A 13,789-nucleotide genomic window follows, 5' to 3' on the forward strand; every position below is an offset into this window, starting at 1 on the left:
GCCTTGTTTCAGGGGTTTGGTCGAGAAACATGAGGTGCCACGATAGGGGCGCGGCGAGAATCGTGCAATCTCTGCACAGGCGCCCAACCTCGCGTTGTTCGCGCCAATTCCAGCTGTTAGAACGCTGCTCTCAGGGCTTGGCCATGGCAAACCGTCTTCCTTCGCACCGTCGCACCCGGTTTACCGCCGGAGCGCTGGCGCGCGGCCTGATCGCGGCGGTTCTGGTGGCAAGCATCGGTTGGGGCGGGGCGCTTTGGGCCGCCAACCAGAGCGTTCAGGGCGCGAAGAAAACGGAGGATGCCGGCTTCGATGGCGATGCCCCGACCGCGATCCTGATCGAAGCCTCCAGTGGCAGCGTGCTGTTCGAGAAGAACGCCGACGAGCTGCGCGCGCCCTCCAGCATGATGAAGCTGATGACCGCGGAGGTCGTCTTCAACGCCATCAAGAAGGGCGACATCAAGCTCACGGACGAATACCGGATCAGCGAGAACGCCTGGCGCCGGGGCGGCGCACCCTCGGGCGGCTCGACCATGTTCGCCGCCATCAACAGCAAGGTCTCGGTCGACGATCTCCTGCATGGCGCGATCATCCAGAGCGGTAACGACGCCTGCATCGCACTGGCCGAAGCCATGGCGGGCAACGAGAAGATCTTCGCGGCCGACTTCATGACCAAGCGCGCCCGCGAGCTCGGCATGACCAGATCGACTTTCGGCAACTCCAACGGGTTGCCCGACCCCGGCAACAAGATGACGGTACGCGAGCTCGGAATCCTCGCCCGGCACATCATCCTGGACTTTCCGGAGTTCTACAAACTGTTCGGCGAGAAGGAGTACACCTGGAACAAGATCCGCCAGCCCAACCGCAATCCGCTGCTCAATTCGATGGAGGGCGCTGACGGCCTCAAGACCGGCTACACCAAGGAAGGCGGCTACGGCATGGTCGGCTCGGCCGTGCAGAACGGCACGCGCCTGATCGTCGTCATCAACGGGCTGGAAGATCCCGAGGATCGCGCCACGGAAGCCAAGAAGATGCTGGAATGGGGGTTCCGCAATTTCGAGACCCGCACGCTGATCGCGGCCGACCAGCCCGTCGGCTATGCCAAGGTGTTCGGTGGCGAGAGCCGCTCGGTGAAGCTCGTCGCCAAGACTGCTGTGAAGGTGATGGTGCACAAGAACGGCAGCGACAAGCTGATCGCGCGCATCGTCTATAGCGGCCCTGTGCGGGCGCCGGTCGAGGCCGGCCAGCGGGTCGGTGTGGTCAGGGTCTGGCGGAGCGGCAACATCGCGGTGGAGACGCCGGTCTATGCGGCCGAAGCGATCGGCACCGGCTCGACCGTGCGCCGGGCGATCGACGGTGCCAGCGAGCTCGTGATCGGCATGTTCCGCGCAGGCGCCGAGAAGCTCTGATCATGAGTGACAGCGCGGCACAGCGGCCGTCCGGACGCGGACGCTTCATCACCTTTGAAGGCGGTGAGGGCGCCGGCAAATCGACCCAGATCAAGAAACTCGCCGACCGCCTCAAGGCGGCCAAGCTGCGCATCCGCGTCACGCGTGAGCCGGGCGGCTCGCCGGGCGCAGAGATCATGCGTCATCTGGTGTTGTCGGGCATGGGCAGGCTGCTCGGCCCCGAGGCGGAGACGCTGCTGTTTGCCGCCGCGCGCGATGACCATGTCCGCACCGTGATCCTGCCTGCGCTCAACCAGGGCACCTGGGTGCTGTGCGACCGTTTCGCCGACTCGACGCGGGCCTATCAGGGCAGCCTCGGCCGCGTCCCGGCCGGGCTGATCAACGCGATGCAGCGGGTGACGATCGGCGATCTCAAGCCGGACCTTACCATCATCCTCGATTTGCCTGTCGAGATCGGCCTGCAGCGCGCAGCCGCGCGCCGCGGCAACGGCACGCCCGACCGGTTCGAGAGCGAGCAGCTCAGTTTCCATCAGGGCCTGCGCGAAGCCTATCGCAAGATCGCTGCGGACGAGCCCGCACGCTGCGTGCTGATCGACGCCAATTCCGATCCCGACACGGTCGCAGGCCGCATCTGGACGGCGCTGCGCGATCGCCTGCTTCCGACGCCCGCCTCGGTGGTGTCCGCATGAGCCCGCGTCAGGCCGAGCGCGACAGCGCCATTCCGCATCCGCGCGAGACCAGTCGTCTGTTCGGCCATCGTGAGGCCGAGGCAGCGCTGCTGACGGCCTATCGCAGCGGGCGGATTCCGCATGCCTGGCTGATCGGCGGGGCCCAGGGGATCGGCAAGGCGACGCTGGCCTATCGCATGGCGCGCTTCGTGCTGGCCCATGGCCAGCCACTGGCGGAAGCCGTGCAGCGCGCCGAGGATCTCGCGATCGATCCCGACGACCCCGTGGCGCGGCAGGTTGCGGCGAGCTCGCATGGCGGCCTGCTGACGCTGGAGCGTACCGCCAACGATCGCGGCGTGATGCGCACCGTGATCACCGTGGACGAGACGCGCGAGACGATCGGCTTCTTCGGCTCGACCGCGGCGGCCGAGGGCTGGCGCGTCTGCATCGTCGACACCGTGGACGAGCTCAACCCGAATGCGGCCAATGCGCTCCTGAAGATCCTGGAGGAGCCGCCGCAGCAGTCGTTGTTCCTGCTGGTGAGCCACGCGCCCGCGCGCGTGCTTACCACGATCCAGTCGCGCTGTCGCAAGCTCCGCCTGCGGCCGCTCGCAACGGACGATGTGATCGGGGCTGCCGCTGCGGCGGCCGAGCTCGATCCGAACGATCCTGCGCTGCGCGAGGCGGCGGAAGCTTCGGAAGGGAGCGTTGCACGCGCCCTGACGCTGCTCGGCGGCGACGCGCTGAAGCTCCAGCAACGCACGGCGGCGCTGCTTGCGCGCCTGCCGCAGGTCGATCCGCGCGAGTTGCACACGCTCGGGGATTCACTCGGCACCAGCGACCGCGTCGCGCTCGCGGCCTTTATCGACGGCATCGATCGCTGGATCGCCGAACGCCTGCATGCAGACGAGGCCAATGCCAACCAGAACCTGCCGCGCCTTGCGCGCTTAAGCGAGGTATGGGAAAAGATCGTCCGCGCCGCGCGCGACACCGAAACCTACAATCTGGAGCGCAAGCCCTTGGTTTTCTCGGTGTTCGGCTGGCTGGCGGACGCAACGCGCTAGGCGCAGATTCGATTCAAAAAATTCGAGAAGCCGTAAAGGAATTCGTCGTGGCAACGCGAGCTAAGAAAACCGCCAAGGGCAAGAAGGCTGCGAAGAAGGCGGCCAAGAAGACTGCCAAGAAAGCCACGAAGAAGGCTGTGAAGGCGCTTGCGCGCAAAGCTGCGAAGAAGGTCAAGACGACCAAAAAGGCCACCACTGCAAGAGGCGGACAAAAGGGCGCGGCGAAACCGGCAAAGAAGGCTGCGAAGAAGCAAGTCATCGCTAAAAAGGCTTCGAAGAAAGCAGCCGCCAAAAGGCCCGCCAAGGCCCCTGCGAAGAAAGCAGCCAAGAAGGCCGCAGCGCCGGCCATCGTCCCCGCGCCGGCTCCCGTCGTCGCTCCGACGAAGGCTGTAAAGCCCAAGGTCTCTAAACCCAAGGCCCCGCCTGCGCCAAAGCCCGCGGCAGCTCCACAAGCCGCGGCGCCGGCTGCCGCCCCCGCGCGCGACAACGTCTTCTACATCACGACCGCGATCGCCTATCCCAACGGCAGCCCGCATATCGGCCACGCCTATGAGGCGATCGCGACCGACGTGCTGGCGCGCTTCGCGCGGCTCGACGGCAAGGACGTGTTCTTCCTGACCGGCACCGACGAGCACGGTCAAAAGATGGTTCAGACGGCGGCCGGCGAAGGCATGTCCGCAGCAGTCCTCGCAACCCGCAATGCCGGCCGCTTCAAGGAGATGGACGAGCGTCTGAACGTGTCGTTCGACCGCTTCATCCGCACCACCGAGGAGCAGCACCACCGCTCCAGCCAGGAGATCTGGCGTCGCATGGAAGCGAACGGCGACATCTATGCCGACACCTATGCAGGCTGGTACTCGGTCCGCGACGAAGCCTATTACGCCGAGGACGAGACACGCCTGAACGACGATGGCGTGCGTCTGGGTCCGCAGGGCACACCGGTCGAATGGGTCGAGGAGAAGAGCTACTTCTTCCGCCTCTCGGCCTACCAGGACAAGTTGCTGAAGCTCTACGCGGATCACCCTGATTTCATCGGGCCGGATTCCCGCAAGAACGAGGTCGTGAGCTTCGTCAAGGGCGGTCTGCGCGACCTCTCGATCTCGCGCACGACGTTCGATTGGGGCGTGAAAGTGCCCGGCGACGAAGAGCACGTGATGTATGTCTGGGTCGACGCGCTGACCAACTACATCACCGGCGTCGGCTTCCCCGATGAGCGCGACAAGAACTGGCGCTACTGGCCGGCCGATGTGCACATCATCGGCAAAGACATCATCCGTTTCCACGCGGTATATTGGCCCGCGTTCCTGATCTCGGCCGGGATTCCGCTGCCGAAGCGGGTCTATGCTCACGGCTTCCTGTTCAACAGGGGCGAGAAGATGTCGAAGTCGGTCGGCAACGTCGTCGATCCCTTCAATCTCGCCGATCAGTACGGCGTCGACCAGATGCGCTATTTCTTCCTGCGCGAGGTGCCGTTCGGCCAGGACGGCAACTACAATCACGAGGCCATCGTCGCGCGGATCAATGCCGACCTCGCCAACGACCTCGGCAATCTCGCACAGCGCTCGTTGTCGATGATCGCAAAACAGCTCGGCGGCGTGCTGCCGGAGCCCGGCGAGTTCAGTGACAACGACAAGGCGATCCTGGCGATGGCCGACGGCATGGTCGCCGCCTCGCGCGAAGCCATGGCAACGCAGCAGATCCATCACTGGCTGAATGCGGTCTGGGCCGTTGTCGCGGAGGCCAATCGTTATTTCGCCGGCGAGGCACCGTGGGCGCTCGCCAAGACCGATCCTGCGAGGCAGAAGACGGTGCTCTACGTCACCGCCGAAGTCGTGCGCCAGATCGCGATCCTGGCTCAGCCCGCGATGCCGGCCGCTTCCGGCAAGCTGCTCGACAGCCTCGGCATCCCCGAAGCCGAGCGCACCTTCGCCATGCTCGGCGGGGACAAGCGGATCGTACCGGGATCGACGCTGCCGGCCCCGACGCCGGCATTCCCGCGCTACATCGAGCCGGCGGCCTAGACGCCGATCGGCGCCTCCGCGTCTGGTTACCGTGCTCGCGCTCGCCCTTGAAGGGGCAGCGCGGGTTGCGCATATCCGGGTAATCCCGCGCCGACCGCCTCGGATGGGTATCCGGATCGGCGACGAGTCGCGGGGCCTCGCTACGCAGGCGACTTGATTGGAGTCATTGATCCGGATCAATGCAAACGATGAGCCGGACTCTGCTTTTCGCACCTAGGAACAATAGGTGTGAATTGAACCCACCGGACATCGAAGACGCCGGCAAGCCGCCAGCAAGACCCGGAACGTCGCCCAGGCTCGGATTGCGGCAGCGATTGCGTAACCTGAGATTGAGGAAGGGGGCCGCACCGCGAGACCGGACAGTGGCCGATCTGCGTGCGAGCGAAGCAAGGTTCAAAGGCGTTCTGGCGGCCAGTCCGGACGCCGTCATCATGATCGACGACGCCGGCCTGATCGAGTTTGCCAGCGACCGGGTCACGGACATTTTCGGATATGCGCCTGGCGAGCTGGTCGACAAGCCGATCGAATTGCTGATCCCGGAACGATTTCGCGGCGCCCACGCCGAACAGGTCAAAGCCTATTTCAGGAAGCCGACGACCCGGATGATGGGTGGTGGATTGCGGCTGTGGGGCCGTCGCAAGGACGCCGCCGAATTTCCGGCAGAGATCAGCCTCAGTCCGATTGCCGTAGCGGGACGGCACGCTGCAATCGCAGCCGTGAGGGACGTTTCGAGCCGCACGGCCCTCGAGGTGCTCCAGCAGGAAGCTGCGCAAGCCTTGCGCGAGAGCGAGGAGCGGCTGAGATACTTCATCAAATACTCTCCCGCCGCAATTGCCATGCTCGACAAGGAGCTGCGCTACCTCGTCTACAGCGATCGCTGGCTTGTCGATTATGATCTCGCCGGGCGCGACCTGCACGGGCTTTCACATTACGAGGTCTTTCCCGAAGTTCCGGAGCGCTGGCGCACGATTCATCGCCGCGCCCTTGCTGGCGAGACGCTGCATGCCGATGAGGACTCGTTCAAGAGAACCGACGGACGGCTGCAATGGCTGCGCTGGGAGGTCCGCCCCTGGTTCGATGCGCTCGGCAACATCGGCGGCGTTGTCTTCCTGACGGAAGACATCACGGACCGCAAGCGGATGGAAGCGCAACTGGCGCAGGCGCAGAAGATGGAGGCGATCGGGCAACTGACCGGCGGCGTCGCCCACGACTTCAACAATCTGCTGACGGTCATCCTCGGCAACGCGGAAGTCCTTTTGGACGAGATGAAAGGCGATGATCAGAACCGCAAGCTGGTCGAGCCGATCGTCGCCGCCGCCGAGCGCGGTGCGAGCCTGACACAGCTGATGCTCGCCTACGCCCGTCGCCAGGCGCTCGAGCCGAGCACGTTCGACCTGAACGAGGTCGTGACGCGGATGAATGCGCTGCTGCGGCGTACGATCGGCGAGAATGTCGAAGTCGAACTGCGGCTTGAAAAATCGCTGTGGAGCGTGACGGCCGACATCCGCCAAATGGAGACCGCCATTCTCAACATCGTGCTGAATGCGCGCGATGCGATGCCCCAAGGGGGCAAGCTGACGGTCGAGACCGCCAATGTCGATCTCTCGGGGGACTATGCCGCGCAAAATGTCGAGGTCAATCCGGGCCATTACGTCATGATGGCCTTGTCCGATACGGGAACCGGCATAGCGCCGGCGATGCGTGACCGCATCTTCGAGCCGTTCTTCACGACCAAGCCGGTCGGCAAGGGGACGGGACTTGGGCTCAGCATGGTGTACGGCTTCGTCAAGCAGACCGGCGGGCATATCCAGGTCTACAGCGAAGTCGGGCTTGGCACCTGCATCAAGATCTATCTGCCGCGCGCGGAAGCCGGTGCCGCGGTTCATGCTCCGTCCGCGCGGGCTCCATTGGCCGCTGCCACCGGCGCCGAATCGATCCTCGTGGTCGAGGACGATCCCCATGTGCGGACATTCGCGGTCGCGCAATTACGCCGGCTGGGCTATCGCGTGACCGAGGCCGGCGACGGTCCGTCCGCCCTGCAGGAGGTGGCGCGTTCCGGCGTGCCCGATCTGCTGTTCACGGATGTCGTGATGCCGGGGGGCATGACCGGGAAGCAACTTGCGGAGCGGATCGCGCAGATGGCCCCGGGGATCAGGGTTCTGTTCACCTCGGGTTACACCGAAAACTCGATCGTCCATCATGGACGGCTCGACCCTGGAGTGCATCTTCTGCAGAAGCCCTACAGGAGCGACAAGCTGGCGCAGAAGGTGCGCGAGGTTCTGGACCTCTGACGTCCCGCCATCACATGACAGTCATGCTGGCACTGACCTATGCGGGAATCGGCGTGGTGCGAGGTCGCCGGTCCCGTTGACGTCTCCTCGCGCCCGCCCTACCTGTGGAGGGAGAGGGACCGTCAACAGGCGTTCGGTGCCGTCGAAGGTCGCAACTGCAGGTGCGGCCGCCCTCAGGTTTCTTGGAAGGCGACACTCGGGAATGCTGGTCGACAGCCACTGCCATTTGGATTTTCCGGACTTTGCTGATGATCTCGACGGGATCGTGTCGCGGGCGCGTGCGGCCGGCATCGGCCGCATGGTCACGATCTCGACGCGGGTGCGAAAGCTGAACCAGCTTCTCGCCATTGCCGAGCGGTTCGACGACGTTTACTGCTCGGTCGGCACTCATCCGCACAATGCGGATGAGGAGGACGGCATCGCGCCGGACGAGCTGGTTGCGTTGACGGCGCATCCCAAGGTCGTCGCGCTCGGCGAGGCGGGGCTCGACTATTTCTACGACAACGGCTCGCCGGAGGCACAGGCGAGGGGCTTTCGCGCCCATATCGCCGCCGCCCGTGCCACCGGCCTGCCGCTGGTGATCCACACCCGCGAAGCCGACGAGGACTGCGCCCGCATCCTGGAGGACGAGGCGGCAAAGGGATCGTTTCGCGCCGTGCTGCATTGTTACACGGGCGGTCGCGAGCTGGCGCTGAAGGCGGTGTCACTCGGGCTCTATGTCGGCTTCACGGGAATCCTGACCTTCAAGAAGTCGGAAGCCTTGCGCGCGCTTGCGGCCGAATTGCCATCCGATCGCATCCTGGTCGAAACGGACTCGCCCTATCTTGCGCCGGGCAAGTTCCGCGGCAAACGCAACGAGCCGGCCTATGTGGTCGAGGTCGCAAAGGTGCTGGCCGAGACGCGTGGCGTGTCGCTCGATGAAGTCTCGCGTCAGACCACCGAGAATTTCTTCCGCCTGTTCTCGAAGGTGAAAGCTTGAAATTGGGAGCTGCATGACGCTGACGCTGACGATCCTGGGCTGCGGCTCCTCCGCCGGTGTACCGCGCCCGGCGCTCGGCTGGGGCGCCTGCGATCCCAACAATCCCCGGAATCGCCGTCGCCGCTGCTCGCTGCTGGTGGAGCGGAGCTCCGAGCACGGCACCACACGCATCGTGATCGACACCTCGCCGGATCTGCGCGAGCAATTGCTCGCGACCAATGTCGACCACATCGACGCGGTGTTCCTGACGCACGAGCACGCCGACCAGACCCACGGCATGGACGATCTGCGTTCGGTCGTGATGCATATGCGCCGCCGTATCCCGACCTACTTCAACCAGTCGACCGCCAAGGACATCATGGCGCGGTTTTCCTATTGCTTCATTTCGCCGGAGGGCAGCGACTACCCGCCGATCCTGACGCGGCATTCGATCGAGGCAGGCGAAAGCCAGATCATCCTGGGGAAGGGCGGTGCGGTGACGATGACGGCCTTCCTGGTCCAGCACGGCGCCATTCCCGCGCTCGGCTATCGCATCGGCGATGCCGCCTACACGCCCGACCTCAACGATATCCCGCGCGAGAGCTGGGGCGCATTGGAGAATCTCGATCTCTGGATCGTCGACGGCCTGCGCTACACCAACCATGTCAGCCATTTCAGCATCAACGACGCGCTGTCCTGGATCGAACGGTTCAAGCCGAAACGTGCCGTCATCACCAACATGACCGCCGACGTCGATTACGAGGTCATCAGGCAGTCGCTCCCCGCCGGCGTGGTGCCGGCCTATGACGGGCTGCGGCTGGAGACGCACTGAACCTGCGGTAGAAATTCCGCCGCACCGCAGGCATAGTCCTTGCTTGCATCGGCCCCATCATGTTGATCTAACGTCTGAAAGACAGGCGTTGGCCAAGGGCGATATTGAGGCAGGATCGGCGGCGAGCGATATGTGATCGCCGGGCCGGCTGAAACGCCTCGTGTGATGATGGGGATGGTGTGGCAGGGGACGACGTAAAGGCTGGGGGACTGGTGCGCCGCGCTCTGGACCTCCTTTATCTTGGAGCAGGCTACGCCGCCGGCGTCTTCCTGGTTGCGATCTTCGCAATCATGATGGTCATGTCGGTCGGGCGCCAGTTTGCGGTCAACATTCCCGCCGGTGACGATTTCGCGTCCTGGTGCATGGCCGCGATGGCGTTCCTCGGCCTTGCCCACACGTTCAAGCGCGGAGAGATGATCCGCGTCGGCCTGCTGCTCGAACGTCTGCACGGGCGGACCAAGCAGATCGCGGAGATCGTGGCGCTCGGTATCGCCACCGCCTTCATTCTCTATTTCACCCGCTATGCCGCGCAGATGACCTACGATTCCTGGCGCTTCAACGATGTGGCGCAGGGTGTGGTCGCGCTTCCGCTCTGGATTCCGCAGCTCGGTTTCGCCGGCGGTCTTGCGATCCTGTCGATCGCACTCGTCGATGAAATGATCAGCGTCGTCAGTGGCAACCGGCCGAGCTACGAGCAGGGTTCGCCGGACGAGACGCCGGAGGAATTCGTCGAACGCATCTCGCAGGGCGGCGGAGGTTGACCATGGCCAATCTCGGCATGATCGAGCTCTCCTTCATCCTGCTCGGCGTCATGATCCTGCTGCTGGGAAGCGGCGTTTGGATCGCGGTTTCGCTAGGGCTCGTCGGCTTCGTGGCGATGGCGCTGACGACCAGCCTGCCGCTCGGCGCCGTGCTCGCCACCACGACCTGGAGCGCAAGCTCGTCGTGGACGCTGGCCGCGCTGCCGCTGTTCATCTGGATGGGGGAGATCCTCTTCCGCACCAAATTGTCGGAAGAGATGTTCCGGGGATTGTCGCCATGGGTCCAGTGGCTGCCCGGGCGCCTGACGCATGTCAACGTGATCGGCTGCGGCATCTTCGCGGCGGTCTCGGGCTCGTCGGCCGCAACCTGCGCAACGATCGGCAAGATCGCGCTGCCCGAACTCGACAAGCGTGGCTACGACAAAGGCTTGAGCCTGGGTTCGCTCGCAGGCTCGGGGACGCTCGGGCTCCTGATCCCGCCCTCGATTCCCATGGTGGTCTACGCCGTCACGGCGAATGTCTCCGTGCTTCAGGTCTTCCTCGGCGGCTTCCTGCCGGGCGTGCTCGTGATGGTGCTTTATTCGGGCTACATCATCATCTGGTCGCTGCTCAATCCCAACAAGGTTCCGCCGCGCGATCCCCCGATGCCGTTCCGGCAGAAGCTGCGCGAGTCGGCGCGGCTTGCGCCCTGTCTGCTGCTGATCCTGGCGGTCTTTCTATCGCTCGTGCTAGGCTTTGCGACAGCGACCGAATGCGCCGCATGGGGAGTTACCGGCTCGCTGCTGCTGGCGTGGTGGAGCCGCACGCTCACGCGCAAGAACTTCCTCGAAAGCATCATGAGCGCGACGCGCCTGACCTGCATGATCATGCTGATCCTGGCAGGCGCGGCCTACACCACGGCGGCGATGGCATATACGGGTATTCCGGCCGCACTCGCTACCTGGGTCCAGGGGCAGCAGCTGACCCCGAGCATGCTCGCGCTTTACTTGAGCATCATGTACATCATCCTCGGCTGCCTGATCGACGGCATCTCGATGATCGTGCTGACCGCCGTCATCGTGCTGCCGATGGTCAGGCAGGCCGGTCTCGACCTGGTCTGGTTCGGCGTCTATCTCATCATCCATGTCGAGATGGCGCAGATCACGCCGCCGGTTGGCTTCAATCTCTTCGTGCTGCAGAACATGAGCGGGCGCGACACCTTCACCGTCGCGCGCGCGGCGTTTCCGTTCTTCGTCCTGCTGCTCGCCTCCGTGTTCATCATCACGGAGTATCCGCAGATCGTGATGTTCCTGCCCAAGCTCGCTTTCCCAGACTGAGCGTATTCAAATTGACAGTGAGGAGAAGTCCGATGATCTCTCGTTTATTCCGCGCATCGCTGATCGCGGGTGTCGTGGCGGCTGCAACGCCCGCCCTGGCCCAAACCAAATGGAATCTGCCGGCCGGGTATCCTGCGGATAACCCGCACTCTGAAAACCTGGTCGCCTTCGCCAAGGACGTCGAAGCCGCGACGTCCGGAAAGCTCCAGATTACGGTGCATCCCGGCGCCTCGCTGTTCAAGGCGCCGGACATCAAGCGCGCCGTGGTGACCGGGCAGGCGCAGATGGGTGAGGTGCTGCTCTCGATCCACGAGAACGAGGACCCGCTGTTCGGCATCGACGTCGTGCCGTTCCTGGCGACCAGCTTCCCGGACGCGATGAAGCTGTATCAGGCCTCCAAGCCTGCGATCGCCAAGAAGCTCGACGCGCAAGGTCTCAAGCTGCTGTTCGTCGTGCCGTGGGCGCCGCAAGGCGTCTATGTCAACAAGCCGCTCGCCACGATCGAGGACATGAAGGGTCTGAAATGGCGAGCCTATAACGTCGGAACCGCGCGCATCGGCGAGCTGGTCGGCGCGCAGTCGGTCACGATCCAGGCGGCCGAACTGCCGCAGGCGCTTGCGACCGGTGTCGTGAATTCCTTCATGTCGTCGGGCGGCACGGGCTACGACGCGAAGGCCTGGGAGTCGCTCAAATATTTCTATGACGTGCAGGCCTGGATTCCCAAGGACTACACGTTCGTCAACAAGGCTGCGTTCGAGGCGCTCGACAAGCCGACCCAGGAGGCCATCTTGAAGGCCGCTGCGACGGCGGAAACCCGCGGCTGGAAGGCCTGGCAGGACAAGAGCACCTGGTACATCGACCAGCTCAAGGCCAAAGGCATGACCGTCGAGCCGCCGAGCCCGGCGCTCAAGGCCGGCTTCCAGAAAATCGGCGAACAGCTCACGGCCGATTGGCTCAAGAAGGCCGGGGCGGACGGCCAGGCGATCGTCGACGCCTACAAGAAGATGTAAAGACGGGCCGCCTTTCGCCCGGCTCCTTCCGGAGCCGGCGGAAGTTGGTCCTTCGATTTCGAGGCGGGGTCACCAGGCGTAACGCAGCGTGGCCCTGCCGGTGTAGGAGCGCACCAGCTCCGACACTTCGCTGTCAAAATTGGCCGTGGCGGACCAGCCGTTGAGGTCGCGCAACTCGATCGCAACGCCTGCCAGCGCCGCGTTCGGCGCCAAGGCCGCACTGCTGGCGACAAATCCCTGGCCCGGCAAGGCCTGGAACGCCGCCGGAACAGATTGCCCCGCACTGAAATCATGCGCCCAGGCGAGCCGTCCGCGCAGGTTCAGCACGCTGCCGAACAATGCAAGCGACGTGCTCGTGCGAAGGCCGAGCTCGGTGCGGCTGTCGGTGAAGCCAGTGCTACTGCTACCGGGCGCTGCCGCGAACCTGTCGGCTCCCGAGGCGGCCGGCTGTGCCGCAGTGGAGGGCAGGTGGAAGCTGGTGATCTGCGCGGCCGCATAGGGCGTGATGCCAAGCCAGCGCACGGCGACACGATAACCACCTTCGAGGCGGCCGGAATAGGCGTTGGCGTTGATCGCCGCGTTGAGCGGGTCCGTGCCGGCCGGCGTAACCTGATAGTCGCCGGTGATGGCCTGCCAGCCATAGGCGAGCGCGGTGGTGACATAGGCCGATCCGACCGCGTGCCTGACGAAGCCGCCAGCCTGAAACAGGTCGGAGCGGCCGCTCGAGAAGCTATTGGCAAAGCCGGTGCCGCCGCCGGCGAGGGCAAAGCCCATGCGCGTCTGCGGCGAGAGTGCATAGTCCGCCCCGGCCACCGTGCCAAAACTCCGGCTGGCCGATCCGCTGCCGCCGGTCGACACCTGCGAGCCGCCGAAGCCGGCTGCCCAGACGCGCCATTGCGGTGCCGCAAGCGAGGGTTTTCCGTAGATCGCTCCATAGGCCTCGCGTCCGATCCCGCCATGCGTCGGCTCGTTGCCGATGTCGGCGTAGGCCGCGAGTTCTGCATCGACGCCGGCGGGTCCGACGCCGCGCCCATCGATGGCGGGATCGAGCAGGGTCTGCGTGAATTGCGTCATCGCCAGAAATGTCGCCTGGGCCGTCTCCGGTTGCGCGGTCCGGTCCGCCCCGCCGCCAAAGGCCTGCTGCGGACCGAAGCGCGCTGCGCCGGCGAAGCCAGGCGGCTCGCCATTCCAGCCAAAGGCCGCCTGCATGCCGCCACCGCCGCCATTGCCGAACGCTGCGCCCGGGAGGGCCGCCGGCGGGCCGCCATAGGGGCCCGCGAGACTGTTGAAGCCCTGGGCAGTCTGACCTCCAGGTCCAAACCCCTGCGCGCCGGCAAACGCACCGAACTCGCGCGCCGTCTGTGCTGCGGCAGCCTCCGGCAACAGCAGGCCGGCCGCCAATAGCAGCAGCGCCAGACGCACACGCACGTCCGTGCTCACGACACCAACCGCATGAAGCGCC

General features: G+C 64.9%; 11 protein-coding genes. 10 read left to right on the forward strand and 1 reads right to left on the reverse strand.

Features of this window, described 5'->3' with window-relative positions; genetic code table 11:
• Positions 1 to 143: 143 nt before the first annotated feature.
• The 10 genes from Q0743_RS32550 to Q0743_RS32595 all read left to right on the forward strand — a co-directional run bounded on the left by Q0743_RS32550 (position 144) and on the right by Q0743_RS32595 (position 12,327).
• Positions 144 to 1,406 carry a D-alanyl-D-alanine carboxypeptidase family protein gene (locus Q0743_RS32550; protein WP_298245505.1) on the forward strand — a complete coding sequence of 421 codons (1,263 nt, stop codon included), beginning with the start codon at positions 144 to 146 and terminating at the stop codon, positions 1,404 to 1,406.
• Between the two features lie 2 nt (positions 1,407 to 1,408).
• A complete protein-coding gene (gene tmk / locus Q0743_RS32555) occupies positions 1,409 to 2,095 on the forward strand; it encodes a dTMP kinase (protein ID WP_298245506.1) in 687 nt (228 codons plus the stop codon).
• Positions 2,092 to 3,138 carry a DNA polymerase III subunit delta' gene (locus Q0743_RS32560; RefSeq protein WP_298245507.1) on the forward strand — a complete coding sequence of 349 codons (1,047 nt, stop codon included), beginning with the start codon at positions 2,092 to 2,094 and terminating at the stop codon, positions 3,136 to 3,138. The genes tmk and Q0743_RS32560 overlap by 4 nt, the downstream gene beginning before the upstream one ends.
• A 47-nt stretch (positions 3,139 to 3,185) precedes the next feature.
• Positions 3,186 to 5,159 (forward strand): methionine--tRNA ligase, encoded by a 1,974-nt coding sequence (gene metG / locus Q0743_RS32565; protein WP_298245508.1) that lies wholly within the window; start codon positions 3,186 to 3,188, stop codon positions 5,157 to 5,159.
• A gap of 188 nt (positions 5,160 to 5,347) precedes the next feature.
• On the forward strand, positions 5,348 to 7,450 hold the full coding sequence (locus Q0743_RS32570; RefSeq protein WP_298245509.1) for a PAS domain-containing sensor histidine kinase: 2,103 nt from the start codon (positions 5,348 to 5,350) through the stop codon (positions 7,448 to 7,450).
• A gap of 202 nt (positions 7,451 to 7,652) precedes the next feature.
• Positions 7,653 to 8,429, forward strand: a complete 777-nt coding sequence (locus tag Q0743_RS32575) for a TatD family hydrolase (RefSeq protein ID WP_298245510.1) — start codon at positions 7,653 to 7,655, stop codon at positions 8,427 to 8,429.
• A gap of 13 nt (positions 8,430 to 8,442) precedes the next feature.
• On the forward strand, positions 8,443 to 9,240 hold the full coding sequence (locus tag Q0743_RS32580) for an MBL fold metallo-hydrolase (protein WP_298245511.1): 798 nt from the start codon (positions 8,443 to 8,445) through the stop codon (positions 9,238 to 9,240).
• Positions 9,241 to 9,452: 212 nt separating this feature from the next.
• Positions 9,453 to 10,001: a TRAP transporter small permease gene (locus Q0743_RS32585; protein ID WP_298245512.1), complete on the forward strand. Its 549-nt coding sequence runs from the start codon at positions 9,453 to 9,455 to the stop codon at positions 9,999 to 10,001.
• Between the two features lie 2 nt (positions 10,002 to 10,003).
• On the forward strand, positions 10,004 to 11,317 hold the full coding sequence (locus Q0743_RS32590; RefSeq protein WP_298245513.1) for a TRAP transporter large permease subunit: 1,314 nt from the start codon (positions 10,004 to 10,006) through the stop codon (positions 11,315 to 11,317).
• A gap of 32 nt (positions 11,318 to 11,349) precedes the next feature.
• Entirely contained in the window at positions 11,350 to 12,327 is a 978-nt protein-coding gene (locus Q0743_RS32595; RefSeq protein WP_298245514.1) for a TRAP transporter substrate-binding protein, read from the forward strand.
• 69 nt (positions 12,328 to 12,396) lie between these two features.
• Here the strand turns inward: Q0743_RS32595 and Q0743_RS32600 are convergent, their stop codons facing one another.
• Positions 12,397 to 13,755 (reverse strand): autotransporter outer membrane beta-barrel domain-containing protein, encoded by a 1,359-nt coding sequence (locus tag Q0743_RS32600; protein WP_298245515.1) that lies wholly within the window; start codon positions 13,753 to 13,755, stop codon positions 12,397 to 12,399.
• Positions 13,756 to 13,789 lie beyond the last annotated feature (34 nt).

The organism is uncultured Bradyrhizobium sp. (assembly GCF_936943645.1).
GTDB lineage: Bacteria > Pseudomonadota > Alphaproteobacteria > Rhizobiales > Xanthobacteraceae > Bradyrhizobium.

Excerpts from the sequence above, each read along its gene's own strand:
- Q0743_RS32550 (WP_298245505.1), top strand. The coding sequence starts at position 144 with ATGGCAAACCGTCTTCCTTCGCACCGTCGCACCCGGTTTACCGCCGGA.
- tmk (WP_298245506.1), top strand. The coding sequence starts at position 1,409 with ATGAGTGACAGCGCGGCACAGCGGCCGTCCGGACGCGGACGCTTCATC.
- Q0743_RS32560 (WP_298245507.1), top strand. The coding sequence starts at position 2,092 with ATGAGCCCGCGTCAGGCCGAGCGCGACAGCGCCATTCCGCATCCGCGC.
- Q0743_RS32570 (WP_298245509.1), top strand. The coding sequence starts at position 5,348 with ATGAGCCGGACTCTGCTTTTCGCACCTAGGAACAATAGGTGTGAATTG.
- Q0743_RS32575 (WP_298245510.1), top strand. The coding sequence starts at position 7,653 with ATGCTGGTCGACAGCCACTGCCATTTGGATTTTCCGGACTTTGCTGAT.
- Q0743_RS32580 (WP_298245511.1), top strand. The coding sequence starts at position 8,443 with ATGACGCTGACGCTGACGATCCTGGGCTGCGGCTCCTCCGCCGGTGTA.
- Q0743_RS32590 (WP_298245513.1), top strand. The coding sequence starts at position 10,004 with ATGGCCAATCTCGGCATGATCGAGCTCTCCTTCATCCTGCTCGGCGTC.
- Q0743_RS32595 (WP_298245514.1), top strand. The coding sequence starts at position 11,350 with ATGATCTCTCGTTTATTCCGCGCATCGCTGATCGCGGGTGTCGTGGCG.